27 protein-coding genes and 1 pseudogene are annotated in these 24,692 nt (G+C 69.0%); 16 read left to right on the forward strand and 12 right to left on the reverse strand.

Annotation, left to right across the window (positions count from 1 at the left end; genetic code table 11):
- Positions 1 to 1,580, reverse strand: a pseudogene (locus AVE30378_RS18625) (hypothetical protein); the annotation flags it as partial.
- Between the two features lie 216 nt (positions 1,581 to 1,796).
- Between AVE30378_RS18625 and AVE30378_RS18630 the strand changes: the two are divergent.
- Positions 1,797 to 2,462 carry a response regulator gene (locus AVE30378_RS18630; RefSeq protein ID WP_129242344.1) on the forward strand — a complete coding sequence of 222 codons (666 nt, stop codon included), beginning with the start codon at positions 1,797 to 1,799 and terminating at the stop codon, positions 2,460 to 2,462.
- A 66-nt stretch (positions 2,463 to 2,528) separates the two neighbouring features.
- On the opposite strand, the gene AVE30378_RS18635 is transcribed toward AVE30378_RS18630, so the two are convergent.
- The 3 genes from AVE30378_RS18635 to AVE30378_RS18645 all read right to left on the reverse strand — a co-directional run bounded on the left by AVE30378_RS18635 (position 2,529) and on the right by AVE30378_RS18645 (position 6,870).
- The gene (locus AVE30378_RS18635; protein WP_129242345.1) at positions 2,529 to 4,391 is read right to left on the reverse strand and encodes a PhoX family protein; all 1,863 of its coding nucleotides are present in this window, start codon (positions 4,389 to 4,391) and stop codon (positions 2,529 to 2,531) included.
- A 200-nt stretch (positions 4,392 to 4,591) separates the two neighbouring features.
- A complete protein-coding gene (locus tag AVE30378_RS18640) occupies positions 4,592 to 5,863 on the reverse strand; it encodes a TolB-like translocation protein (RefSeq protein ID WP_129242346.1) in 1,272 nt (423 codons plus the stop codon).
- A 17-nt stretch (positions 5,864 to 5,880) separates the two neighbouring features.
- Complete coding sequence (locus AVE30378_RS18645) at positions 5,881 to 6,870, reverse strand: Bug family tripartite tricarboxylate transporter substrate binding protein (RefSeq protein WP_129242347.1); 990 nt, start codon at positions 6,868 to 6,870, stop codon at positions 5,881 to 5,883.
- A 139-nt stretch (positions 6,871 to 7,009) separates the two neighbouring features.
- Between AVE30378_RS18645 and AVE30378_RS18650 the strand changes: the two genes are divergently transcribed.
- From AVE30378_RS18650 to AVE30378_RS18660, 3 genes are all read left to right on the forward strand, one after another.
- Positions 7,010 to 7,915 carry a LysR substrate-binding domain-containing protein gene (locus tag AVE30378_RS18650; RefSeq protein WP_129242348.1) on the forward strand — a complete coding sequence of 302 codons (906 nt, stop codon included), beginning with the start codon at positions 7,010 to 7,012 and terminating at the stop codon, positions 7,913 to 7,915.
- Between the two features lie 134 nt (positions 7,916 to 8,049).
- The gene (locus AVE30378_RS18655) at positions 8,050 to 9,528 is read left to right on the forward strand and encodes a glutamate-cysteine ligase family protein (protein WP_129242349.1); all 1,479 of its coding nucleotides are present in this window, start codon (positions 8,050 to 8,052) and stop codon (positions 9,526 to 9,528) included.
- 121 nt (positions 9,529 to 9,649) lie between these two features.
- Positions 9,650 to 10,090, forward strand: a complete 441-nt coding sequence (locus AVE30378_RS18660; protein WP_244235096.1) for a CesT family type III secretion system chaperone — start codon at positions 9,650 to 9,652, stop codon at positions 10,088 to 10,090.
- Between the two features lie 35 nt (positions 10,091 to 10,125).
- On the opposite strand, the gene AVE30378_RS18665 is transcribed toward AVE30378_RS18660, so the two are convergent.
- From AVE30378_RS18665 to sctW, 8 genes are read right to left on the reverse strand one after another with little or no spacing between them, the layout of a single operon-like run.
- Positions 10,126 to 10,392, reverse strand: coding sequence for an EscF/YscF/HrpA family type III secretion system needle major subunit (locus tag AVE30378_RS18665; protein WP_129242350.1), 267 nt, complete (start codon positions 10,390 to 10,392; stop codon positions 10,126 to 10,128).
- Positions 10,393 to 10,403: 11 nt separating this feature from the next.
- Positions 10,404 to 10,682, reverse strand: coding sequence for an EscE/YscE/SsaE family type III secretion system needle protein co-chaperone (locus AVE30378_RS18670; RefSeq protein WP_129242351.1), 279 nt, complete (start codon positions 10,680 to 10,682; stop codon positions 10,404 to 10,406).
- Between the two features lie 35 nt (positions 10,683 to 10,717).
- The gene (gene sctD, locus AVE30378_RS18675) at positions 10,718 to 12,064 is read right to left on the reverse strand and encodes a type III secretion system inner membrane ring subunit SctD (protein ID WP_129242352.1); all 1,347 of its coding nucleotides are present in this window, start codon (positions 12,062 to 12,064) and stop codon (positions 10,718 to 10,720) included.
- A gap of 25 nt (positions 12,065 to 12,089) precedes the next feature.
- A complete protein-coding gene (gene sctV / locus AVE30378_RS18680) occupies positions 12,090 to 14,183 on the reverse strand; it encodes a type III secretion system export apparatus subunit SctV (protein ID WP_129242353.1) in 2,094 nt (697 codons plus the stop codon).
- A gap of 8 nt (positions 14,184 to 14,191) precedes the next feature.
- The gene (sctY, locus tag AVE30378_RS18685) at positions 14,192 to 14,551 is read right to left on the reverse strand and encodes a type III secretion apparatus assembly chaperone SctY (protein ID WP_129242354.1); all 360 of its coding nucleotides are present in this window, start codon (positions 14,549 to 14,551) and stop codon (positions 14,192 to 14,194) included.
- A gap of 7 nt (positions 14,552 to 14,558) precedes the next feature.
- Positions 14,559 to 14,960 carry a type III secretion apparatus assembly protein SctX gene (gene sctX, locus AVE30378_RS18690; protein ID WP_129242355.1) on the reverse strand — a complete coding sequence of 134 codons (402 nt, stop codon included), beginning with the start codon at positions 14,958 to 14,960 and terminating at the stop codon, positions 14,559 to 14,561.
- 22 nt (positions 14,961 to 14,982) lie between these two features.
- Positions 14,983 to 15,363: a type III secretion system chaperone family protein gene (locus AVE30378_RS18695; protein ID WP_129242356.1), complete on the reverse strand. Its 381-nt coding sequence runs from the start codon at positions 15,361 to 15,363 to the stop codon at positions 14,983 to 14,985.
- Positions 15,360 to 16,460, reverse strand: a complete 1,101-nt coding sequence (gene sctW, locus AVE30378_RS18700) for a type III secretion system gatekeeper subunit SctW (protein WP_129242357.1) — start codon at positions 16,458 to 16,460, stop codon at positions 15,360 to 15,362. Before sctW ends, AVE30378_RS18695 begins: the two co-directional genes overlap by 4 nt.
- 227 nt (positions 16,461 to 16,687) lie before the next feature.
- On the opposite strand from sctW, the gene AVE30378_RS18705 reads away from it, so the two are divergent.
- The 12 genes from AVE30378_RS18705 to AVE30378_RS18760 all read left to right on the forward strand — a co-directional run bounded on the left by AVE30378_RS18705 (position 16,688) and on the right by AVE30378_RS18760 (position 24,677).
- On the forward strand, positions 16,688 to 17,413 hold the full coding sequence (locus AVE30378_RS18705; RefSeq protein ID WP_129242358.1) for a hypothetical protein: 726 nt from the start codon (positions 16,688 to 16,690) through the stop codon (positions 17,411 to 17,413).
- 142 nt (positions 17,414 to 17,555) lie between these two features.
- Positions 17,556 to 18,158 carry a hypothetical protein gene (locus tag AVE30378_RS18710; protein ID WP_129242359.1) on the forward strand — a complete coding sequence of 201 codons (603 nt, stop codon included), beginning with the start codon at positions 17,556 to 17,558 and terminating at the stop codon, positions 18,156 to 18,158.
- 37 nt (positions 18,159 to 18,195) lie between these two features.
- Positions 18,196 to 18,492, forward strand: a complete 297-nt coding sequence (gene btc22, locus AVE30378_RS18715) for a Btc22 family type III secretion system chaperone (protein ID WP_129242360.1) — start codon at positions 18,196 to 18,198, stop codon at positions 18,490 to 18,492.
- A gap of 32 nt (positions 18,493 to 18,524) precedes the next feature.
- A complete protein-coding gene (locus tag AVE30378_RS18720; RefSeq protein WP_129242361.1) occupies positions 18,525 to 19,037 on the forward strand; it encodes a SycD/LcrH family type III secretion system chaperone in 513 nt (170 codons plus the stop codon).
- 48 nt (positions 19,038 to 19,085) lie between these two features.
- Complete coding sequence (gene sctB / locus AVE30378_RS18725; protein WP_129242362.1) at positions 19,086 to 19,889, forward strand: type III secretion system translocon subunit SctB; 804 nt, start codon at positions 19,086 to 19,088, stop codon at positions 19,887 to 19,889.
- A gap of 26 nt (positions 19,890 to 19,915) precedes the next feature.
- Entirely contained in the window at positions 19,916 to 21,139 is a 1,224-nt protein-coding gene (gene sctE, locus AVE30378_RS18730) for a type III secretion system translocon subunit SseC family protein (RefSeq protein ID WP_129242363.1), read from the forward strand.
- A 36-nt stretch (positions 21,140 to 21,175) separates the two neighbouring features.
- Positions 21,176 to 21,637, forward strand: coding sequence for a tetratricopeptide repeat protein (locus AVE30378_RS18735; protein WP_129242364.1), 462 nt, complete (start codon positions 21,176 to 21,178; stop codon positions 21,635 to 21,637).
- A 72-nt stretch (positions 21,638 to 21,709) separates the two neighbouring features.
- Complete coding sequence (locus AVE30378_RS33020; RefSeq protein WP_279636202.1) at positions 21,710 to 22,099, forward strand: tetratricopeptide repeat protein; 390 nt, start codon at positions 21,710 to 21,712, stop codon at positions 22,097 to 22,099.
- Between the two features lie 46 nt (positions 22,100 to 22,145).
- The gene (sctI, locus tag AVE30378_RS18745) at positions 22,146 to 22,562 is read left to right on the forward strand and encodes a type III secretion system inner rod subunit SctI (protein WP_129242366.1); all 417 of its coding nucleotides are present in this window, start codon (positions 22,146 to 22,148) and stop codon (positions 22,560 to 22,562) included.
- Positions 22,562 to 23,395 carry a type III secretion system inner membrane ring lipoprotein SctJ gene (gene sctJ / locus AVE30378_RS18750; protein ID WP_129242367.1) on the forward strand — a complete coding sequence of 278 codons (834 nt, stop codon included), beginning with the start codon at positions 22,562 to 22,564 and terminating at the stop codon, positions 23,393 to 23,395. Before sctI ends, sctJ begins: the two co-directional genes overlap by 1 nt.
- A gap of 2 nt (positions 23,396 to 23,397) precedes the next feature.
- A complete protein-coding gene (locus tag AVE30378_RS18755) occupies positions 23,398 to 24,054 on the forward strand; it encodes a SctK family type III secretion system sorting platform protein (protein WP_129242368.1) in 657 nt (218 codons plus the stop codon).
- Complete coding sequence (locus AVE30378_RS18760) at positions 24,024 to 24,677, forward strand: HrpE/YscL family type III secretion apparatus protein (RefSeq protein WP_129242369.1); 654 nt, start codon at positions 24,024 to 24,026, stop codon at positions 24,675 to 24,677. The genes AVE30378_RS18755 and AVE30378_RS18760 overlap by 31 nt, the downstream gene beginning before the upstream one ends.
- Positions 24,678 to 24,692: the final 15 nt, after the last annotated feature.

Below are 24,692 nucleotides of genomic sequence, written 5' to 3' on the forward strand. Positions count from 1 at the left end.
GCCGCCAGGAACGCCGACTTGGCCGCGTTGGCCGAATCGGCCGCCTGGCGCGCCTTGCGCAACTGCTGCTCCACGCGCTTTTTCGCCGTGACGTCCACAAACGCCGTCACCAGCACATCCTGGCCCTGGTAGCGCGCGCGCGCCATGCTCACCGACAGGTCCAGGCGTTCGCCGTCGCGAGTGGGAAAGGCGAGGTCCTTGTGCACCACGGCGTCGGGCCGGTCCGCATCGACGCGGCCGTCGAGCCGGCGATAGTGCCGGGACAGTTCCGTGGACAGGCTCTGGCCCGGGGGCACGACGACGCGCTCGGCGGTATCGGCCATGGTCGGACTGCGCAGCAGGGATTGCCCCTCGTCGAGGGCGATCAGGCCCAGCCCCACCGGCGCGGTCTCGACCAGGGTCCGGCTCAGGCGCTCGCTGTCGAAGACCCGCTGCGATTGCGCCACGGCCGGCGCCAGCACGCGCCATCTGACCAGCAACAGCAATCCCCACGTGGTCAGGATGATCAGCGCCGCCGTCAGCAGGGACGCCAGGATCTGCGTGCGGACGCCCGCGGCGATGTCGCGCCACGACTGACCGAAGACCAGCATCCACCGCGTCGTGCCCAGGGGCCAGGCGGCCCATTCGTGCCCGCCCAGGAACAGGGTGGGAGCGGTCTCGCCCAACCCTTGCGCCAACGCCGAGCGGGCCAGCGGCAGCATTGCCGGATCGGGCGTGTCCTGGCAGGACAGCACCAGTTCGCCGCCGGGGCCCAGCACCAGGCAGGGGCCCCGGTAGGTGGTCGCGGGCAGGGTTTCCGCCAGCGTGGACAGCGGCAGCTCGAACACCAGGACGCCGAAAGGCTGTCCGTCCCGGCCCGTCAGCCCGGTCGCCACGCGCACGGCGCGCTTGCCCGTCAGCGGGCTGTCGTAGGCGGCCAGCCACTGGAACACCGGCCGGCCCGTGGCGGGGTCGCGCCAGGCCGCGTCCGGCGCCAGCAGCGGCTTGCTGTCGTTCAAAGTCAGGGCCGGGAACAGGCGTTCGCGATCGGCGGCGATCCGTTCCTGCCACGCTTCTCCCTGCCAGGGGATGACGGACAGGACGAGAAATTTCCGGTCGGGGCTATACAGATAGGCGGTGAGTTCGCCGGCATTGCGCGCGGAGGTGGCCGCCGTGGGCGCCGCTATCTGTTCGGCCAGGCGCAGGTAGCGCGCGGCGGACTCCGCGTCGTCCGCGCCAGGGGCCGAGAGCGTCAGCAAGGGCGGGACGTCTGGCGACGGCTGGATCCTGAGCAGGCCGGCTTGCAGGAGCTTCTCCACGTGGCCGGCGGCAGCGGGGCCCGCGGCCGCCCAGGCCAATTCGAGGTTCTGCACGCTGTTGCGCAGCGTGGAGGTGGCGCGCGCGCTGAACTCCATCGACCGGCGGGCGTCGATGGAGATTTCGTCTTTCATGCGGGAGAGATAGGAGCTGACCGACGCGGCGATTTCCAGCAGGCTCGCGGCGAGCGCCAGCGCCGTGATGGCCGCGCCGCCTCCGATGATCAGGAGATGCTGGTAGCGCCGCAGGCGTGCCAGCACGCCGTCCTGCCTGGTGGTCGTCATAGGATGGGGCGGCAGGCGCCGGTTCGCGCCGCCTGCCGGTCGCCTCGGGATAAATGCTGCCGACAGATTATGGCCCGCCCCTGCAAAAGAGAAGCTAGGGAATTCCCCTTTTGCGCCGAGCGAGCCCGAGCGCCGCTGTTCGATGGCGCCGCTTTCCGGTAAATTCCACTATAGAGGCCGCGCCGCCGGCCCCGCTCGCGAACGTACCCGGCGATCATGAAAATACGCATCCTGCTGGCCGACGACCATCCGGCCCTGCTGTCGGGCCTCAAGCACGACCTGAGCGCCCTTCCGACGCTGGAAATCGTCGGCACCGCGAAGAACTCCGGCGAACTCATCGATCTGCTGAACCAGTCGTCCTGCGATGTGCTGGTTACGGACTACGCCATGCCCGGCGGCACGCATGGCGACGGCCTGGCCTTCGTTTCGTACCTGCGGCGCAATTTCCCCGCGTTGAAGATCGTTGTGTTCACGATGCTGGATACGCCGGCGATCGTCCAGGAACTGGCCAGGCTGGGCGTGGAATCCGTCGTGGGCAAGACGGCGGAAATCAAGCTTCTCGTCTCCGCCATCCATGCGGTCTACGCGGGCGCGCGCTATTTCCCGTCCGAAGCCGGCAGCGCCGGACGGACGTCCGCCCCAGGGGCGGGCAGCGCGAATCATGCCCTGAGCAAGCGCGAATTGGAAGTGGTCCGGCTCTATGTGTCGGGCGCTTCCATCAACGAGATCGCGGAACAGTTGAACCGCTCCAAGCAGACCATCAGCACGCAGAAGACGAGCGCCATGCGCAAGCTGGGAATAGAGCGGGACGCCGACCTGTTCCGGTTCGCCTACGAAACCGGCATCGCCGCGGCCTCGGACGGCCCGAGCGCGAAGACCTGAATCCCCCGCCCGCCGGCCCGCGCGCTGCCCGGCCGCGATGGCCGGGCAGCGCGCGGGCCGCGGCGTTTACGCGCCGACGGGCTTGCCGTCGGTGCGCCGCACGACCACCGTCGCGGAACGGGCGTCGCCGCCGCCCGCGCGCAGCGTGTTCCAGTCCGTGTCGGGATGCTGGATGTTGATGAAGAACGTCGTCAGGTCGGGCGTGTAGGCGATGCCGGTGATTTCGCAGCCCAGCGGACCCACCAGGAAGCGCTTGGATTCGCCGGTCTTCTGGTCGATGTAGTACATCGAGTTGTTGCCGAAGAAGTCCGTGGTGGACGTGCCGGTGCCGGCGTCGGTCTGCACCCACAGGCGGCCCTTGGGATCGACGCGGATGCCGTCGGGGCTGGAGAAGGTGTCGCCGTTCACGTTGCCGGTCAGATTCGGCGCCACGCCGTCGGCGGCGTCGCGGCCGGCCAGCAGCAGCAGGTCCCATTCGAAGATCGTCGCCAGCGGGGAATCGCCGCGCTCGTGCCAGCGGATGATGTGGCCGTGCGAGTTGTTGGCGCGCGGGTTGGCGGCGCTGGTGCGCTGGCGGCCGCCGTTGTTGGTCAGCGTGCAGTACAAGGTCTTGTCCACGCCGACCGTGATCCATTCGGGACGGTCCATCAGCGTGGCGCCCGCGACGCGCGCGGCGGCCTGAGTGTTGACCAGCACGTCGGCCTGCGTATTGAAATTGACGATCGTGCCGGTGATGACCGTGCCGGTGGCGAGCTGCGTGAAGTTGCCCGGATCGGTGGCGCCGGCGGTGAGGTTGTTCTTGCCTACGGTCAGTTCGACCCAGTTGCCGCTGCCGTCGTCATTGAAGCGGGCGGCATACAGCGTGCCCTCGTCCAGCAGCCCCATGTTGCTGGCGCGGTTGGCCGGATTGTAGGGTTTGCTCGGCACGAACTTGTAGATGCAGCCGGGCGTGGTGTCGTCGCCCATGTAGAAGGCGACGCGGTTGTTCGCGTCCAGCATGTAGGCCGTGTTCTCATGGCTGAAGCGGCCCATCGCGGTGCGCTTGACGGCGGTCGAGTCCGGGTCCTGCGGATCGATCTCCACCACCCAGCCGTACCCTTCGTCGGCCGGCTTGCCGACATCGCCCACCTGGTAGTGGTAGTTGTTCAGCGTTTCTTCGCAGGTCAGGTACGTGCCCCAGGGCGTATTGCCGCTGGAGCAGTTGTTCAGGGTGCCGACGACGGTCGCGCCGACCAGCGGTTCGGCGGGGCCGCTGACGTTGTAGACGGTGTTGCCCGTGTAGCGCTTGTTGTAGCGCGAGTCCGCCTTGACCGACCAGGCGCCGTCGCCGCCGCGCGCGATTTCCACGACCGAGACGCCGACGTTCGACAGGCGCGTCCTCAGGCCCTCGACGCCCTGGTCCAGCGTGGCGTTGTCCAGCGCCTCGTGGTTCAGCACCAGCAGGCCGCCCTGGTTCGGATCCACGCCCGCCAGCGGATAGAAGTGCATGCCGTCGTGCTGGCCGCCCGCCTGGGTTTCGGTGGCGGGGTAGGACTGCGGAATGCCCGCGTAGCCGGCCGAGCCGATCGCGCACTTGTCGCCGGCCGAATACAGCACTTCGGCCACATAGCCCTCGGGGACCGTGACGGTGTCCGCGACGAGCTTGTCGTCCAGCGGCTTGAACGTGACGGAGTAGTCGGGGCCGGCCGGGCCCGTCGAGCCGTCGCCGCCGGTGGCGGGCGCGTCGTCGTCATCGTCATCGCCGCCACAGGCCGTCAGCAGCGTCGAGGCGCCGAACACCGACAGCATCGACAGGCCGAAGCTGTTCTTCAGCAAGCTGCGGCGTTGCGGATTCGCGGCGACGATGTCTTCCAGCATCTGGCCCGGAACCGTCAGTTCACCCTGGGCTTCGCGATAGGGGGCGCGCAATTTGTCAGTCAAGTAGGACATTCCAACCTCATAGAATGGCGAGCGATCCGCTCAGTTATTTGTCAGGAAAGCGGCAGCGAGGTTAGAAGCTGTGCATGACACCGGGGTGACGATCGCGTGAATTCCACTGTCTTGACCGACATGGTAATGGGCGGCCCCGGCCGCGCGAAGTGCCGGGGCCGCCGGGACTTTCCCTGCGGAAGCGGGGCGTGACGCGCGGTTCAGCCCACGATCGGCGCCACGTCGAGCACGTACATCTGGCGCTCGCCTTCGTGCACGGAATCGATGCAGACCTGGGTGCCGTCCCGGCTCCACCGGGGATGCAGGTCGCAGCGGTTTTCCTTGGACAGCGCGGGGTCGGCGTAGAAGCTGCCCAGCGCGTGGCGTTCGCCGGTCCGCATGTCGTAGAGGAACAGCACGCGCTCGTGCGTGCGGGCGTCCGGATAGGTGTCGCTCAGCAGCCAGCGCGGGTTCACGGGCGAGAACGTCATGTGGCCGTTCTCGGTCAGCACGCCGTCGCCCACCACCTGCACGCTGCCGCCGGGCGCGTCTTCGTACAGGTGATAGTGGATGCTGCCGGCATGCGGTCCCCACACGATGATCGAACGGTCGTCGCGCCACAGCGGGTGCGAGATCTGGTATTCGGATTTCTCGTAGTCGAAGGTGCCGACCGCGTCCGGATCGAAATCGTCCGCCAGTTGCGGCAGGGGATGGTCGGAGCATTCCAGCAGGCGCATGTCGCCGCCGTCGGCGTTCATGGTGATCAGGCGATGCAGGAAGCAGGTCTCGTCCTCCACGCGTTCGGTCCAGCGGTGCAGGAACAGGATGCGGGTGGACGACGGGTTGACCTCGATATGGCTGACCCAATGGATGGCGCGCTCCATCGAGCCGCGCGGGTGGAAATTGCGCAGGTCCGCATAGCTGACCAGCAGGCGATGTTCGCCGCTGTCCAGGTCGAGCCGCCGGATGCCGTCGTCGGCGGGCGCGTTGGCGACGGGGCCGGGCGCGTGTTCGCTGTAGCCGATGGTCTGGTGCGTGATGTAGAGACGGCGGTAGTCCACGCACAGCGCGTAGCGGCTGTCGGGCGCCGCCACGTAGATGGGCAGCGGCAGGATGCGCGTCCGGCCGGTGGCGATGTTGTGGATGGCCGAGCGGAATCCGGGGTAGACGCCGCTGGCGTCGTCGCTGCGGCAGTTGTAGATCATCTGCGGTTCGGCCAGGCCGTCCAGCCATTGCAACTGGCAGCCCATCTGCCAGTTCCAGGCCGTGGTGCCGCCGACGGCATGGTAGCGGTCGCCGTCGCGCAGGTCGAAATACCCCACTTCGGCGGCCAGGCCCGGCGTGAGGCGAGCGTCCTTGAAGGGCGTGCGGTTGGCCAGCAGGTAGCGGCCGTCGCGGTGCCAGACGGTCTTGTTGTAGTAGCCGAAGAAATGGTGATGGGGCGTGGCGCCCAGGCGGCGGCAGGCGATGGACGTGGCAAGCATGCGGTTCATGGATAAGGAGCGCGCGGTCAGCCCGCGGTGATGTGTTCGGTTTCGATGACTTTGTTCCAGCGGGCGCGCTCGCGTTCGACGAATTCGCGCGCCTCGGCCGGGCTGTTGCCCACGGGCGTCATGCCCAGGCGTTCGAGGCCGGCGCGGAATGCCGGGTCGGCGTAGACGCGGCGCAGATCGGCGCTGATCTTCTCGATCAGGGCGTCGGGCACGTCCTTGCCGGCCGCCAGCGTCGTCCATGACGTGACGGTCAGGCCGGGCAACCCGGCCTCGGCGGCGGTGGGCACGCCGGGCAGGGCGGGCGAGCGGACCGCGCCGGTGATGGCCAGCGCCTTCAGCTTCTTGGCTTCGATGTAGCCGATGGTGGTGGGCACGTTCTCGAAGAGCAACTGGATCTGGCCGCCCAGCAGGTCGTTGGTGGCGGCGGAGCTTCCGCGGTACGGGATGTGCACGATGGGCGCCTGCGCGGCCATTTTGTAGAGCTCGCCGACCATGTGCACCGAAGAGCCCACGCCCGCCGATCCGAAATGCAGCGTGTCCGGCCTGGCCTTGGCCAGCGCGGTCAGTTCGGCCAGGGTATTGGCTTCCAGCGCCGGATTGGCCACGACCACGTGCGGCATCTCGGCCACGACGGTGATGAGCTTCAGGTCTTGCGCGGGCTGGTAGTTGAGGCTCTTGTAGACGCCATAGGTGGCGTGCAGGCCGATGGAGCCGAGCAGCAGCGTGTAGCCGTCCGGACCGGAGTCCGCGACGAACTTCCCGCCGATGTGCCCGCCCGCGCCGGGGCGGTTTTCCACGACCACGGACTGGCCGTACAGCTTGCCCAGGTGTTCGGCCAGCAGGCGGCCCTGGATGTCGGAGCTGCCGCCCGCCGTGAACGGGACGATGATGCGCACCGGACGGTCGGGGTAGTTGGCCTGCGCGTGGGCGGCGATGGGCAGCGCGGCGCCGGCGGCGGCCAGGCACAGCGTTTGCAGGATGTTGCGCCAGGAACGGCGTGGATTCATGTGGCTTCCCCTGGAAGGTTGGGTTTGTCGCGGGCGCATCTGGCGGCGCCCTGGAGAATCCAGTGTAGGAGTCGGTATGTATTTGGAAAAATTCTTTTTTCGGCATAGGCTATGCACATTTGCAATACCCTGCGATGCCATGAGCCGACCGTTGAATTTCCGCCAGATCGAAGCCTTCCATGCGGTCATGCTGGCGGGCACCACCACCGGCGCGGCGCAGATGCTGCGCACCACGCAGCCTTCCATCAGCCGCCTGCTGGGGCAGGTGCAGCAGGCCAGCGGGCTGAAGCTGTTCGACATGGAGCGCGGGCGGCTGCGGCCCACGCGAGAGGCCAAGGATCTGTTCGATACGGTCAAGCGCCACTTCGTCGGACTGGAGCGCATCGAGGACCGCCTGGCGGCCATGCGGCGCAGCGGCAGCGGCGTGCTGCGGCTGGCCTGCACGCCGGCGCTGGGCCTGGGCGTGCTGCCCGGCGCGGTCGAGGCGTTCGCGCAACGCTATCCCGACGTCCACATCAACATGCAGACGATGGGCAGCCAGTACCTGCGCGAGGGGCTGTTGCATGGCACCTACGACGTGGTGGTGACGGCGGCGCCGCTGGACGGCGCGTTGCTGGACCTGCACGACCTGCACGAAAGCGAGGCGGTCTGCGTGCTGCGGCCGGACCATCCCCTGGCCGCGCTGCCGTCCATCGACATCCTGGACCTGAACGAGCGCAGGCTGCTGGTGCTGAATGCGGACGACGACGTTTACCTGCAACTGCGCGGCGCGATGCAGGCGCACCGGGTGCTGCCGGCGTCCGAGATCGAGACGACCTATTCGTCGACGATCTGCGCGCTGGCGGCCGCGGGCGACGGCATGGGCATCGTCAATCCCTACATCGCCGCGGTCTTCGCGGACCGCCTGGCGATACGGCCGTTCACGCCGCGCCTGCCGATCCGGGTGCGCATGGCCTATCCCGCGCAGACCGCGCCATCGACGGTGACCGAGGCGTTCGTGGAGATCCTGGCGCAGCGGTTCCAGGCGCTGCCCGGCCCGGGCTGACCGCGGGGCGGGAACGCGGATGCCGTTCGCGTTACTAAGCTGGCACGACCGTGTTTTACGAAAGAGCCCGCCATGTCCGCCGCCCGCGCCCGTTTCTTTTTCCGCCGCGCCATCCGCCGCCCCGGGGCGGGCCGATGAGCGCCCCGGCGGGCCAGACGCTGGGGCTGGAGATGGAGATGGCGGTGGCGCGCCGCGACGATGGCGCCAGCCATCCCGTGGACGGCTATTTCGCCAGGCTGGCGCGGATCAAGGCGGGCCGCGGCGAAGCGCCGGACATGGCGCGCATCGACGGCCGCGACGTGGGCCTGTCGGTGGCGGCCGGCGAGAGCGGGCTGGACAACGGCTTCAACCTGCTGGAGACCGCGTTCGCGCCGGTCGCCGCCGCCGAGGGCGGCCTGGCCGAACTGGCCCGCCGCGCCAGGCGGGAACTCGAGGACGCGCAACTGGCGCTGGAGGCCGAGGGCGCCACCGTGCTGAACGTCTCGGAGCATCCTGCCTGCACGCTGGACCCCGGCTGGTACGCCCGGGTGCAGGTGCCGCGGCCCATCTACCGCGAGCTGGTCGGGCATCGCGAATGGCTGCACCGCGTGGGCATCGACGCGAAGGCGCAGAACAGCCCCTGCACGTCGGTGGACGTGCGGCAGGCGGCGCGCGCGTTGAACGTGGTGCTGGGCCTGGCGCCGGCCAGCGTCGCGCTGTTCGCCAACAGCCCGCTGGAAAGCGGCCGCGTGACGGGTTTCAAGGAGAACCGGCTGACTGTCTGGGACCGCATGTTCCGCTATTCGCGCTATGCCGGCGACCACCGCCTGCAGCGTCTGCCGGAACGTCCTTTCGCGGACCTGGGGGACTATTTCCGCTGGATGTTCGGCCCGGGCACCGCCAGCCGCTGCCTGCCCCTGGCCGCCGAGGACGGCTACAAGTCGGCGGTGGGGGTGTATTTGCAGGGCGGGCCCTCGCTGTCGCGGTTCCTGGCTTCCGACGGCTGGCCCGGCCTGCGCACGGACACGGGCGGCCAGGTGACGATCGTGCCGCGGGGCGGGCACTTCGAGTATTCGCAGTTCGCGCATTTCCTGGATGCGCGTTGGCGCTATCGGCTGGCGGAGCCGCCCGCGCTGGACGAGCTGCGCGCCGCCTGGCAGCGGCCGGGCGGCATCGAGGATCTGTACCTGCGGCTGGGCGCGGCCGGCTACATCGAAGGGCGCGCGCCGGGCGCGGGCTTTGCCGACGCGCAACTGGTCGAAGAGGCCGGCAGGGCCGTGGCGGCCACCATCGTGATGGCGCCCTCGGCCCTGCAACTGGGGCTGATGCGCAACCTGGGCGAGGCCGAAGCGCTGCTGCGCGAATGGGGCTGGCTGCGCTTGCGCGACTTGCGGGCCGAGGCGATGCGGCATGCCCTGGATCACGACGCGGTATGGGCCCTGGCGCGCGACACGCTGGCGGTCGCCGAGGGCGGGCTGGCCGACGGTGAACGCCACTGGCTGGACTATGCCAGGTATGCCGTCGATACCCGCAGCACCGGCGCGGACAGGCTGCTGCGGCTATGGCGCGAGCGCGAGGACGACCCCGATCGGCTGGGCGCGGTATGCCGGGCCCGGGCCGTCATCCCCCTTTGATCCGCCCGCGCCGCGGGGCTTGGGAGATGGGGGGAACGAAGGTAAGATGAGCGGCTCGTCCATCTCTTCGGCATCCAGGCCGCCGGTATTTCGCGGCGCCTGGCAAGGCCCGCTGCCTACCGTGTCAGATCCCTTCTTCGCCCGGATACTTTCCGAACTCGGCCAGACGCTGGGCATTCCCGCGCTGGCTCCGTCCGAGGGCGGCCTGTGCCAGTTGGCGTTCGACGGCCGGCATCTGGTGCAGATCGTGGAACACGGCGCGCGCGCCCAGATCCTGCTGTCGTGCGCGGTGGGCGGCAAGATGGACGGCGCGCAGGCGCTGCTGGCGGCGCAGGCGAACTTCATGCAGGCCGGCGGCGGCGTCGTCGCCTGCGCGGCGCCGGACGGACGCATGCACCTGCAGCTTGGCGTGGCGCGCGCGGATTGCCGCGCGGACAACCTCATGGCCGCGATCGACGCCTTGCTGAACCAGGCCGAAGCCTGGGAAAAGCGCTGCGCGCGCGCCGAACCCGACGTCGATGCGCTGCGGCGCAATCCCGCCTTCATGATGCAGTCGGTGTAGGCGGGCCATCAGCCCGCCCCGCCCGCGAGACCCGCCTAGCTGGACTTCTGGATCACGCCCTTGAGCGAATCCGCGATCTGCTTGGTGATGGTGCTCTGGATGTCGATCATCATCGTCCACTGCTGGATCTGCTGCTGCATTTGCAGCATCTGCGCCTGCGAGACGCTGCCGTCCGCATTGCTGCCCATATTGGACAGGGTCGTCTGCAGGTTGGATTCCTGCGTGCGGATGCTGTCGTAGATCGAGTTGTTGATGGAATTGAAGCTCAGGCCGGACGAGCCGGTAAGGCCATTGAGTGCCATGGTGCGTCTCCTTAGCGGGACAGGGGGTTGAAGGGTAGCGGCGGCCTGGCGGCGCCGGCGTCGGGAAGGGAAGGCTGAGGGCTTGCCGCAAGCACTTCCTGGGCGGCCCGGGCGGCATCCGCCAGGGCCCGGCAGTTCTGGAACGCGGCCGGCGCCAGGCCGGCTTCCAGTTGCGCGCGCGTGGACGCCTCCAGCGCGCCGAGGCGCTCGGAAAGCGATGCGCGCAACGCCGCGCCGCCGGGGGCGGCCAGGCGTTCTTCGAGTTCGGTCAGTGTGATCGGTGCGTTCATGGGCGGATTGGATGGCGGATGGATGGGCGGCGCGGTCAGCGCGTCACGATGGCGTTGCGCGGCCCCTCGAAAATGATGCGGGTGTTCTCCACGGCGACGAGCCGGTACTTGCGGTAGATTCCTCCCACCAGCAGCTTGCTGCCGTCTTCCAGCACGATGAACGGCTGCGATCCGCCGACCACGCTGCGTATCGTGAAGGGCACGCTGTCGGCCGGCGCGGCCGCGCTGGCGGCCGCCACCCGGGCCACGTCCAGGTGGGTCTTGTTGAAGTCCGCCACCAGCGCCTGCAGGCGCTGCATCTGGTCGTCGTCCAGCGCCCCGGGGGAAATGTCCAGGTGGTCCGCCTTCCAGGCCAGGGTGACGCCCGACAGGCCCTCGTCGACCAACTGGCTCGAGAAGGTGTCGCTGAGCTGCTGCGTCAGCTTGATGTCGTTGCCCAGCACCGTCATGCCCGGCAACTGCGCGCGCAGGGCGTCCAGGGCCGAGGCGCGCTCGCGCGCGCTGCTGGCGATGCCGGCGACGTTGAGGCGGCCGTCGCCCTGGTACTGCGGCTCGTACTTGACGTTGAACGCGCGCAGCGCGGCGCGCGCGGTGCGCACGGTTTCGTCCTCGTTGCTGATGCGCATGGCCGGCATGGGCCAGATCTGCGACAGGGCCGCCGCGACGGCGTCCTGCTCGGCCGCGTTGCGGACCCAGCCGGATACGGTGACCGTGCCGTCGCGCGACAGGGACACGTGCAGCCGCGAGGCCAGCCCCATGCGCTCGAACACTGCGGAGATCTGGCCCACCGATTTCTCGGCGGCGGCCAGGCGCGGGTCGGGCGTGGGCGCGCGCTTGGCGGTCGACGGCGGGATCAGCGCCAGCGCGATGGCCACGATGATCGTCAGGGCCACGGCGCCGAGCCCCAGCGCCATCGGCCAGGAATCGCGCTTGCGGCGCCGGCCGGGCGCGGGCGGCAGCGGCAGCCGGCGTTCCAGTTGGCTGTCTTCCTCGGCGGCGGACACCGGCGCGGCGCTGGCGGGCGCCGCGGGGGGCGGGGGCGTCTCCGGCTCCGGCGGGGCGGCCTTGGCCGGCGCCGTGGGGCCGGATTCGGGAAGCCGGGGCCACGGGTCGCCGCGGCGCGCCACGGTGATCCAGACCGGGCCCAGCGGGACCGGGCGGTTGAACGGCGTGCCGGGTGGCGCGTCCGGCGCGGCGTCGCCGAGCGCCAGGTCCCAGCCCTCGGCGCCGATGCGCACCTGCGCGGCGCGCGGACCCATGCCTTCGTCGGCCAGCACGACGTCGCAGGCCGGATCGGCGCCCAGCGCCGCGCCGTCTTCCACCAGGCAGCGCGCGTCGCGGTGCAAGCCGCTCAGGACGCGCAGTTCCAGCGCTTCGCTCATGGCGCGGCTCCGTTGCGCGGCGCGTTCATAGATCCACCCGCGCCAGCGGCTGCACGTTGATTTCCTGTGTCAGCTCCTGGTAGGACAGCACCGGCAGTTCGTAGAGGTCCTGCTCGATCATCTTGCGCAGGTAGCGGCGGATGTCCATCGAGGTCAGCAGCACCGGCTTCTGCGCGGTGGCGTTCAGGTCGCCGGTCGCGCGCTTGATGTTGTCCACCAGCTTTTTCGAGGCGTTCGGATCCAGCGCCAGGTAGCTGCCCGCCGAGGTCTGGCGGATCGCGCCGCGCACGGTCTCTTCCACGTTCGGCGCCAGCAGGTAGGCCGGCAGGATGTTCTGGCCGCTGGAGTACTTGTAGCTGATGTGGCGTTTCAGCGAGACCCGCACGTATTCGGTCAGCAGCACCGAATCCTTTTCCTTCTGGCCCCATTCGATCAGCGCTTCCAGCACCGCGCGCAGATTGCGCACCGAGATGTCCTCGGACACCAGGCGCTGCATGATCTCGGCGATCTTCTGCACCGGCATCACGCGCAGCGCCTCTTTCACCAGGTCGGGGAAGCGGTCTTCCATGGCGGTCAGCAGGAAGCGCGTTTCCTGGATGCCGATGAAGTCGGACGAGTATTTCTTCAGCACGAAGGCCAGGTGCCAGGTCAGCACCTGGTGGGGATCCAGGTAGGGAATCCCGGCGGCCGACAGCGTGGGCGCTAGCTCGGCGCCGACCCAGATGGTCGGGATGTTGGGCAGGAAGCGCTTGTCGGTTTCGTAGGGAACCTGCAACGCCTGCAGGTTCTGTTCGGTGTCGCGCACCAGCACCGCCCCGGGCCGCAGCCTGCCTTGCGACACCGGCACTTCGGACAGCAGGATGTTGTAGGTGTCCTGCGGCAGCGCGTCGTTGAAACGTAGCTGGATGCCGGGGAAGGGCACGCCCAGGTCGAAGTACAGGGCGCGGCGGATCTTGAGCAGTTCGTCGTTCAGTTCGTCGGCGTCGAAACTGCGCTGCAAATGCGCGGCGACGTCGATCATCAGCGGCAGGGTGGGCGCGAACTCGGCGCTGCCGTCGGTGCGCGGCTTGGCCGCCGGCTTCTGGCCGTCGGCCGCCAGCGCGGGGATTTCGGTGATCTCGCCCGTCTTTTCGTCGACCACCTTGCGCGTGCCGCGCAGCAGCACGAAGCCGACGGTGCCCACCACCGCGGCCAGCGCGAGGAAGGTCAGGGTGGGCATGCCCGGGATCAGGCCCATGCCCACGGCGATGGCGGCGGCGATCAGCAGCGCGCGCGGCTGGGCCAGCACCTGCGCGCCGATGTCCTTGCCCACGTTGGACGGGCCGTCGCCGGTCTGCACCCGCGTCACGATGATGCCGGCGCAGATGGCGATGAAAAGCGCGGGAATCTGCGCGATGAGGCCGTCGCCGATGGTCAGGATGGAATAGATCTGCACCGCTTCGCCGGCGGTGAGGTTGCGCTGCATGGTGCCGATGAGGATGCCGCCCAGCAGGTTCACCGCCACGATGATCAGCCCCGCGATGGCGTCGCCCTTGACGAACTTCATGGCGCCGTCCATGGCGCCGTATAGCTGGCTTTCTTTTTCGACGACGGAGCGGCGCTTGCGGGCCTCGTCCATGTCGATGGTGCCGGCGCGCAGGTCGGCGTCGATCGACATCTGCTTGCCGGGCATGGCGTCCAGCGAAAAGCGCGCGGCCACTTCGGCCACCCGCTCCGCGCCCTTGGTGATCACGACGAACTGCACGATGGTCAGGATCAGGAAGACCACCAGGCCCACGATAAGGTTGCCGCCCACGACGAAATTGCCGAAGGTCTCGATGATGTGCCCCGCGTCGCCCTGCAGCAGGATCAGGCGCGTGGTGGCGATGGAAATGCCCAGGCGGAACAGCGTCGTCACCAGCAGCACGGACGGGAACGACGAGAACGCCAGCGGCGACGGCAGGTACATGGCGACCATCAGCAGGATGGCCGACAGCGTCATGTTGGTGCCGATCAGTACGTCGACGAGCGCCGTCGGCAGCGGAAGGATCATCATGAAGATGATCGAGACGATCAGGACCGCCAGGACGATATCGTTGCGGCTGGTGGCGGCGGCGACGACGCGGTTAAGGGCTTGCATGGCGCGGCTCAAGTCGTTTCTGTCTCAGTGGGCGCGGCGCTTGCCGCGGGCCGCGAGGCGACGTACGCGCGCATCGCGGCGGCGGCCTCTTCCCGGCGCTCCAGCGCCAGCAGGGTCTGCGAGCGGATCAGGTGGAACGGCGCGCCGGCGCCGCCCTGCATGGCCAGGGCGTCCAGCGTCGACAGCGCGGTTTCGGGCTTGCCGGCGCGCAACTGCGCCAGCGCCAGGGCGGCCAGTTCGCGCTGGCCGGCCAGGCCCAGCGCGCGCAGGGCGTTGAGCAGGACGGCCGTCTTCTCGGGCCGGTTGTTTTCGAGGTAGATGTACGCCAGCAGGCTGAGCAGCTCGCGGGCCTCGTGTTTCAGCGGCATCGGGCGTTCATCCTTGGTACAGCGCGCTGCGGTACATGGTGACCAGTTCGCGCAGGCCCGCTTCGTCCTTGAGCAGGCGCAGCGCGCGGTTCAGGGCGCGGGCATCGTCCTGGTTCTGGGATTGCTCGGCGGCGGCGCCCAGGCCGTCCAGCGCGGATTGCAGGGCCTGCTGGAACTTGGCGGGCATCAGCAGGTCGCGATTGGCCAGCGGGGGGCGCAGGCTGTCGTCCAGGTAGCGGGCGGCGGTGGGCTTGTCCAGCAACTGGGCCAACTGCGCGCGCACGCCGTCGGCGGGAGGGGCCAGTTCCTGGCGCTCGGGCAGGTGCTGGCCGCCGGCGTCGCGGCTGGCGTAGGAAATGCTGTCGATGCCCCGGTCGAAGGCCAGGCCGTTGATGCGCATGTCGGACATGATGGTTCTCCGTGTGCCGTGGTCAGTCGTCGCGCGCGGCGTCCAGCCAGCGCGACAGGTAGTCGACGGCCTGCTTCAGTTTGTGCGCGCTGGCGTCGGCGGCGGCCAGGCGGGTCGCCGCCAGGAGCCGCGGCACGCCGTCCTGCTCGCGCAGCGCCGCCTGTACCGGCCAGCCGTCCAGCCGGGAATAATGGGCGCGGCGCCAGGCTTGCAGCAGGCGCTCGGGAGCGTCGTAGGGGGCGGGGTCCGAGACGTAGACCAGCACCTCTTCATCCGAGGGCTCGATCGCCACGCGGCGGCCGGATTCCAGTTGCAGCGCCACGTTGCCGCGGGCGCCCAGCGCCAGGCCGGGCATGCCGATGTCTTCGCCGAAGGCGCTCAACGCCTGGTCCAGGCTGTTCATTCGTATTCCTCGTCGATGGCGGCGTCCAGCGCCAGTTGGGCGGCGTTCAGGACGGATTGCCGGGTGTCCGAGTCAGCGTAGACGGAGATCGGGAGATCCTTGAGCACGGCGCGCACGCCGCTCAGGAACGCGATCCGGCCTTCCACGGTGGACACGCCATGCGTGCCGGCCAGGCTGGAGAAGCGCGATTCGGAGACCCATTTTTCATTGCTGACGTTGACCAGGTCCTGCATCAGCCGTTCCGACGAAACCGCGGCGCCATGTTCCCGGCCCATTTTTTCCGCCAGTTCCGCGCAGCCTTCCAGGACGGTGACGGCGGTGCCCAACTGGTACAGGTCCTGCATCAGGGCCTGCAGCCGGTCGGGGCTGGCGGAGGGGCGCGCGGCAGCCAGATCCTGGCCCAGCGCCTGGATCAACTGCCGCAGCCCGCGGCCGATGTCCTGGCCGCCGAAGCGTTCCAGGGCCAGGGCGAGGGTCTTGGCCAGGCCGGATTCGCCCAGCACCACGTCGCGGTAGGTGCGCTGGAAATCCGCCACGCCCCGGGCGTCCCCGGCATAGGCCGAGGCGGCGCCGATGGTGTTCATGCCGGCGCGGATCTGCGGGCCGCTTTCCAGTTCCAGGTCGGCCAGCGCTTCGCGCAGCGCGTCCAGCACCTCTTCGGGCGCGCCTTCGCTTTCGCCCTGGCGCAGCGCGTACTGCAGGGCCAGATACTGCTGCGACACGTCGCCGAAGGCCTGGCCGGCCGCCTGGCGGGGATCGGCCTTGCCGGCCAGCAGGTGGCGGGCCAGCTCGATCAGTTTTTCCTGCGCGTCGGCGTCGTGGGCCTCGGCCAGGTAGGCCAGGATGGCTTCCGTGCTGATCGTCTGCAAGGGCGCGTCGCCGCGCATCTTGCGTTCCGCGTGGTGCTTGTCTTCCGTTTTCTCGGCCATGTGCAGGCTGAGTTCTTCGGCCGAATCGGCCAGGGAGAACTCGCCGTCGACCGCGACGGCGGCCTGGCCCAGCATCGTGCCGGCCTGCGGCTGCCCATGCTGGACGTCGGCCTGCGAGGTCATCGAGGAGAAAGCGGAGGAAGGAAGGCCTGCTTCGATACGGTTCATAGGGCGTGTCAGGCGGCCGGTACAGGCCGCGCGTAGTCAGTGGTAGTAACGGGGGAAGCGGGAAAGTTCCATGCCGGTCCGATGGAACCAAGGCGAGGCGGCGGTTACGAACACGGCATGGCGGCGGATTGGGATCGGACGATCCCGATATCCGCGAATATTCCAAGGGTTAACCCTTAATCAGCGAGGCGCCAAGCCCAACGGGCGCGCCGCAAGAGGAGAAGAAGATGTCCACAGTTTCCGGAGCGGGAGTCGGCGGCGTATCGGGCCTGGACCTGAGCTCGATGGACCTGGAGACCGCGCTGATGGCGGTGCAGAACCAGCGCGCCCAGTTGCTGGAGGACGCCTTGCGCCAGCAGCTCGATTCGGTCAACGCCCGCAATGCCGAAATGGCCGGCCTGAACGACTCGATCACCGCCAAGTCGGCCGAGAACAACAAGCTGGACGAGGCCAGCCTCTCCATGCAGAACCAGATCGCCGAACTGCGCGACCTGCAATCGCGGCTGAAGGCCAGCGAATGCCCGAATCCCGACGGCTGGTACGGGCTGTCCTGGGGGCAGGGCGACGACAAGGCGCTGTCCCACTCCACGCTGGACCAGATCAAGGCTTCCGGCCTGACCATCCCCACGGGCGCGGACGCGCCGCGCGACGTGGACGGCAACGGCACCATGGACGCCAAGGGGAAGGTGGTGGCCGGCTGGCAGAAGGAGATCGACGACAAGGTGGCGGCGCTGGAAGAGAGCATCAAGCAGAACGCCGCCACGGTCGAGGCCAACAAGACCGAAATGGCGTCCATGAAGAACCAGGTGGACGCGCTGGGCAATACGCAGCAAATGGAAATGCTGCGGTTGCAGGGCATGACCGGCAAGCGCAACGAAGCCTTCGACGTAATGACGAATTTCCTCAAGAAGATGCAGGACAGCCGGTCCAGCATCATCGGCAACATGCGTTGACGCGGCGGGCCGCGCCGCCTTGGCGCGGCGTGGAACTTCCGGCCCCGTGCCGTTACTTATGCTGTATGCGGGGCCGGGAAGATCCGGACCCCGGTGCGGCGCCCCGGATGCGCGGCAGCGCGCCACCCTTGGAGAACGAACAATGAGCAACCCAGTCGGCGGCGCCAACGGCGCCGGCAGCATCGGCCAGATCGACCTGTCCACCATGGATCTGGAGACCGCCCTCATGATGGTGCAGGGCGAGCGCGTCAAGCTGCTGGACGCGCAATTGCAGAACCAGATCAATGAAGTGCAGAAGCGCAATACCGAGATCGCCAAGCTGAACGACGCCATGAACAGCCTGAACGCGCTGGCGGGCCTGTTCAAGTCCGGCAAGGACGGCGCCACCAAGATGAAGGACGGCGGCATTCCCGACTGGAACAAGGCCGGAACGGAAAACGACAACCGCTACAACCAGATGCGCGACGCGATGTGGACGGCCATGGGCGAGGCCGGCATGGACCTCAACACCGACAAGTACCAGTTGAAGGTGAACGGCGGCGTCAGCGACGTCACCAAGGGCAGCATCGAGACCGCCATCCAGGCCATCAAGAACAAGGTGGACGCGCTGTCGAACACCCAGCAGATGGACATGACCCGCCTGCAGGGCATGACCAACAAGCGCAACGAGGCCTTCGACGTGATGACGAACTTCATCAAGAAGATGCAGGACAGCCGCTCGTCCATCATCGGCAACATGCGTTGACCGAATCACCCATCCATCCCGAATCCGGAAGACCGACATGAGCCAGAAGAAGACCCCCGAACAGATCCACGCCGACGCCGAGCGCGCGCTGGACGACGCGCGCCGCGCCCTGGAGCGGGCCGACGAGTTCTACCGGGACCAGGGCCTGAACCCGGACAAGGTGCGCGCCGTGAGCGCCGAGCGCCTGGGACCGAAGGAGCGCGAAGAGGCCGAGGCGCTGTTCCGCCAGGATCTGGAGGCGGTGGAGAACGAGGTGGCGCAGGAACTGGCCCGCCAGAGCTTCGCCGCGCCGGCGGCCGCCGGCGGCATGAAGAAAATGCGTCCCATGGTGTGAGGCGGGCGCCGCCCCGGAACTAGGAGAGCGACATGAGTCTGACCCCGGAAGAGAACGCCGTCCTGGCGCGCAACCTCGAGGCCGCCATGGAAGAGGCCACCGGCGGGCTGGCCAGCTACATACGCGCGGGCGGCAAGCTCGGCGACGTGCTGGGGCTGGCACCGGCGGAGCTGGAGGCGATGTACTCGCTGGGCCATGCCCTGTACGAGCAGCAGCGCTACAGCGAGTCGTTCAAGGTGTTCTCGGCGCTGGTCACCTACGACCACACGCAGCCTCGCTACGGGCTGGCGCTGGCGGCCGCCAGCCGCATGCTGGGCCGGCACGAAGACGCCTTGCGCCAGTACCTGCCGGCCATCGCGGCCGATCCGCTGGATCCGGCGCCGCTGTACTACAGCGCCGAATCGCTGGTCGAACTGGGACGCCGCGACGAAGCCATCGAGGCGCTGGATACCGTCGCCGCGATGTGCGAAGGCGAGGACAAGCACGCCACCGTGGCGGCGCGGGCGAGGGTCCTGCGCGACGCCCTGGCGGGACCGCAGGCCTGAACCCTGCCGGGCGCCACGGGCGCGCGGCCAAGATACTGGAGCCATTCCATGAACATCAATTCCGTAGGCGCGGGCGGCGCGAACCTGCCGTCCAACCTCGAAGACCTGGTCAAGAGCACGTCTCCCGACGTCATCAAGGCTGCGCAGAACAGCTTCCAGGAGATCGCGTCCGAGAACGACGCCTTCATGCAGAAAATGCTGGGCACGCTGGGCCAGGCGGGCGGCACCGGTCCGCTGCAGACGCCGGAAGGGCGGTCCGGCGCCGACGTCGGCGCCACGCTGGGCGCGCTGTCGGGCCTGGGCGAGCAGGAATTGCAGACCGACATCTACGCCTTCATGATGCTGTTCCAGCAGTTGGCGCAGACGATGCGCTCGTCGGCGCGGGAAGTGCGCGCCAACGAGCTGCAGGCTCAGGTCGACACCCTCAAGGGCGCCGCGGACGAGATGCGCAAGGCCGCGCAGGAACGCATGATCGGCGCCATGACGCAGGGCGCCTTCCAGATCGCGGGCGGCCTGGCGCAAGTGGGGGCGGGCTTCAAGCAGGGCAGCGTGCTGAACGCGGGCGGCTCCGAAAGCCTGGCCAAGAGCTATTCCGACAAGGGGGCGGGCGTCTCCGGCGTGGCCAGCGGCATCGGCACCATGGTGAATGCCGCGCAGGAGCGCAAGGCCGCCGAGCACGACGCCAAGCGTTCCGAGATGGAGGCGCAGGCCAAGGTGCATGAATCCGGCATGCAGCAGGCCAGCGAAATGGCGCAGCAGATGATGGACGTGATCCGCGACGTGCGCGACAAGCTGTCGGCCATCGAGCAGTCGCGGATGGAAACGAACCGCGGCATCGCCCGCAACATCTGAGCCGGCGGACGCCAGGAGATCCCCACATGAATTCCATTTCTCCCAACATCGGTAGCCCGGCGCTGCCGCCGGGCGCCAGCCTGCCGGGCGACGCCGGCGCGTCGGCGGCCCAGGCCGCGCAGGCGACCGCCAAGGTCCGCGAACTGCTCGATACCTTCATGAGCATGGCGGGTTCGCTGCCGGACGCCAAGGGCGCGGGAGCGGGCCGCACCGACGGCATCTTCAACGGCAACGGCGCGCCCACGCTGGAGCCGCCGGTGCAATCTTTCTCCGCCAACGACATGATCGACCTGTTGCGCAGCATCCGGTCCAAGTCGGATGCCGCGCAGATTTCCAGCGCCAAGGAAAACCTGGCCACCGCGCGGACCAAGATGGAGAAGAACAACGAGGCGCAGTTGCAGAAGATCCAGGACTACGTGAAGAAATGCGAGGAAGCCGCCAGCAAGGGCGTCCTGGGCAAGATCTTCGGCTGGATCGGCAAGATCGCCGCGGTGGTGTTTTCGGCCATCGCCGTGGTCGCGCTGTCGGCGGGGTCGGTGGTCACCGGGGGCGCGGCCGCGCCGCTGCTGGCCCTGGCGGTGATGGGCCTGATCGGCTCGACCATCGCGCTGGCGGATCAGATATCCAAGGAGTGCGGCGGGCCCGAGATCAGCCTGAGCAACCTCATGACCACCGTCGCCAGCAAGTTCCTGCAGGCCTGCGGCGTCGACGAGGAAACCGCGCAGCGCATCGGCAAAGTGGTCGCCGGGGTGGTGGGGCTGGCGTCGCCCGCCCTGCTGATGATCGAGCCGGGCCTGTTGGGCGGCCTGGCCGGCGGCATCGCCGAACTGGCGGGCGCGGACCAGAAGACCACCATGGCCCTGACCCTGGCCTTTGGCATCGTGGCGGCCGTCGCGGTGGGCGCCGTGACCATCGCCGCCTCGGGCGGCACCAGCGCGGTCAGCACCGCGTCGCGCGTGCTGGCGGCCGTCGGCCAGGCCACGCAGGGCATGACGCAGATAGCGCAGGGCGCGGTCAAGATCTCGGTCGCCAAGACCAAGAGCGAGGCCGAGAACATCCAGGCGGACAAGAAGGAAATGGAAGCCGCCACGCGCAAGCTCCAGGCCAAGATGGAAGAAGCCCAGGAAGAGATCACCAAGGTGATCCAGCAGATGGAAGAGGGCCTGCGCATGGTGTCGCAGATGATCAACGGCGCCGCCGACAGCATGTCGCAGATCACCGCGAACATGGGCAAGCGGATGGCCGTCTGACGCCCGCCCCGCACGACAATGCAACAAGGAAAGGAAATGGCCGATAGCGCAATTCAACGGGACGAGTTTGGCGAGGCGCTCTACCGCGGGCTGGAAGGCCTGCCGTCCAATGGGCGCCTGACGCCCGAGCAACTGGAGGTGGTGTACGCGCTGGCGTACGCGCATGCCGCGCAGGAGCAGTACGCGCAGGCGCTGCCGGTGTTCGCCTTCCTGGCGCAGTATGGCCCGACCCGCAAGCACTACCTGGTGGGGCTGGGCGTGTGCCTGCAGATGCTGGGCCGGACCGAGGAGGCCATCACGATCTATTCGCTGGTGCTCACCCTGTATCCGGATTCGTGGCACACGGCCCTGAGGGTCGCCGAATGCCAGCTTGCGGCCCAGCAACTCGACCAGGCGCGCCGCACGCTGGAACTGCTGCGCACGCCCGGCACGCCGGAGGACGTGCGCGCGCGGGCCGAGGCGCTGCTGCAATTGTCTGCGCGGGAGGCCGCGACATGAAACATGGACGATAGCGCCCTTACCCCCCACGCGCCCGCAGTGGCCCAAGCCGCTATGGCTCAAGCCGTCTCCATGGAGACGGCTGTTGTGCTTCTGGCGGACGACGCCAGGCTGCTGGCGGAAGTCGGCTTCCTGGCCGCCGGCGCGGGCGACGCCGCCCGCGCCGAAACCATTTTTTCCGCGCTGCGGCGCCTGCGGCCCGGCCAGGCGTATCCGGCGATCGGCCTGGCCGTGGCCTGGCTGAACGCCGGCCGCGCGCCGGATGCCGTGCGCCTGCTGGAGAGCGCCGTGCTTGCCGATCCCGCCGAAAGGCCGCTGCTGGACGCGTGGCGCGGCTTTGCGCTGCAGTTGGCCGGCCGCAGCCAGGAAAGCGCGCGCCTGCTGGAAGCGGTGGCGCGCGGCGACGGAGAAGGCGCGCGCCTGGCGCGCGCGCTGCTGGGCCTGCCGCAGGAGGACGCATGATGCGCGCCGCGGCTGCTTGTGATCATCGACTTTGGAGTTAGCGTACATGGAAATCGCCGCGCTTTCGGCCGCTTTGCCGCCCATCTTGTCCACGCCGCCAACGCCGCCCGCGCAACTGGCCACCGAACGCTTCAACGCCGTCATGAGTGCGCCCGAAGCCGGGGCGCCCTCCCTGACGGGCTTGCAGTCGGCGCTGCAATCGGCCTTCGCGGCGCCGGTGGACACCGCGCCGCAGACCCTGGGCAACCAGATCCTGGCCAGCCTGCGCAGCACCACCACGGAATACTCGGAGAAGTGGCAAGGCATATCGAGCCGGATGGACGCCATTTCCTCGCAGCCTTCGGTGGCCGACATGATGCGCCTGCAGGCGGACCTGCTGCAGGTGTCGGTGCAGTATGAAATGGTGAGCAAGGCGGTATCGCGCACCACGCAGAACATCGATTCGCTGGTCAGGATGTCGTGATGCGGGACGTCTCCGGTTTGTCCTTTTTTACCGCGGCCAGGAAGCGGGGCGTGTCGGCCTTGCGGGTGCTGGCCATCGGCCTGACGCTGGCCCTGGCCGCCTGCGGCTCGCGGGTGGAGCTGTTCTCGGCCGCGAATGAGAGCGAGGCCAACGAGGTGCTGTCGGTGCTGCTCGACGCCGGCATCTCGGCGCAGAAGGCCGTCACCAAGACCGGCGTGGCCGTGTCGGTGGACGGCCAGCAGGTGGCGCGCGCGCTGGACATCCTGCGCGCGCGCGGGCTGCCGCGCGAACGCTTCGACGGCATGGGGCAGATATTCCGCAAGGAAGGCCTGGTGTCCTCGCCCCTGGAAGAGCGGGCTCGATATATCTACGCGCTGTCGCAGGAACTGACCAACACGCTGTCGCAGATGGACGGCGTGCTGGCGGCCCGCGTGCACGTGGTGCTGCCGGAGCGCGGCGGGGTGGGCGAGAACACCACGCCGTCGACGGCCGCGGTGTTCATCAAGCATCAGGCCGGCTACAACCTGGATGCCCTGCAGCCGCAGATCCGCAAGCTGGTCACCCACGCGATTCCGGGCCTGACCGAGGACCGCGTGTCGATCGCGCTGGTGTCGGCGCAGCCGGCAGCCGGCCAGCCGGCGGGCGGCGCCATGCGCCAGGTGCTGGGCATCGAGGTGGCGGACGGGTCGTCGGGCGTGCTGACCGCCTGGCTGGTGGCCTTGGCCTTGCTGGTGGTGGCGCTGGCCGGCGCGGTCGGCTGGCTGCTCTGGCGCTACGGCGCGCCGGTGCGCGCCAAGGCCGAGCGCCGCGAGCCCGCGGGCGAGGTCCGTTGATCATGGAACCGGCGGCAAGCGCGCTGGGACGGCGGCTGGTTGAGTTCAACCAGTTGCCCAGCCGCACCCTGCATCCCAGCCGCCATGCGGCTTTCGCGCCGGCCGCCGCCCTCGAGGCGATGGCGGGCGCGCCGGCCTTGGCCGCGGCCTGGCATCGCCACTGGTCGCGGGACATCCTGCGGGGGCTGGGCCTGCTGGAGCGGCCGGTGACGGACGCCGGCCGGCCCGAACTGGCCCTGGCGCTCCTGGCGCCGGACGCCCTGGCGCAGTGCGCGCGGCGCCTGGGCGCCGTGCTTTGTGGTCCGCGCCTGCGCCGCGCCATCGCGGGCGACGAGGTGCGGCTGCTGATCGGCGGCCTGGGCGCCGACCTGATGGACTTTGCGCGCCGCACGGCCGCCGGACTGCATGCCGGCATCGCCGAGAGCGCGGCATGGCCGGCCGAGCAGGCCGCCGCCGCGGTCGACGCGCTGGGCCGGGGCGCGCTGCGCGCCGCGTTGAGCGGCGCGGGCCCCGAACTGCTGCTGCGCGCCGAACTGAAACTGCCTGAGCTGCCGGCTCAGGATTCCCCCCTGCCTGCCGCCGACGCCTTGTCGCTTGGCCTGTCGATACTGAAGAACACGGATCCCACATGGCATTCCTCATTCCCCGCGATCCGCTGACGCCCCGCGACCCGGCCGGCGACGCCTCGGTCGGCCGCATCGACCCCGCGGCGCGCGTGCTGCGGGCCGCCGACCGCGCGGCCTGGGCCGGCGCGCAGGAACTGCTGGCCCAGGCGCGGGCCCAGGCCGACGCCATCGTCGGCGGCGCGCAGGCGGCGTACGAGCAGGAGAGCCGGCGCGGCTACGAGGAGGGGCGCGAGTCGGCGCTGTTGGACCAGGCCGAGAAAATGATAGAGACCGTCGGCCGCACGGTCGAGTACTTCGCCGGCGTCGAGAACGAGATGGTGGAACTGGTGATGGCGGCGGTGCGCAAGGTCGTGGACGGCTTCGACGACCGCGAGAAAGTGATGGTGGTGGTGCGCAACGCCCTGGCCGTCGTGCGCAACCAGAAGCAGATGACCCTGCGGCTGAACCCGGCCGAAGTGGATATGGTGCGGGAGCAGATCAACGACCTGCTGGCGGCCTATCCCGGCGTGGGCTACCTGGACATCCTGGCCGACGGCCGGCTGGCGCGCGGCGCCTGCATCCTGGAAAGCGAGATCGGCATGGTCGAGGCCAGCCTCGAGGGCCAGATCCAGGCGCTGCGCCAGGCATTCCAGCGCACGCTGGGCAGCCGGGTCTAGGATGGACAGGCCAGC

This window comes from Achromobacter veterisilvae (genome assembly GCF_900496975.1).
Classification (GTDB): domain Bacteria; phylum Pseudomonadota; class Gammaproteobacteria; order Burkholderiales; family Burkholderiaceae_B; genus Achromobacter; species Achromobacter veterisilvae.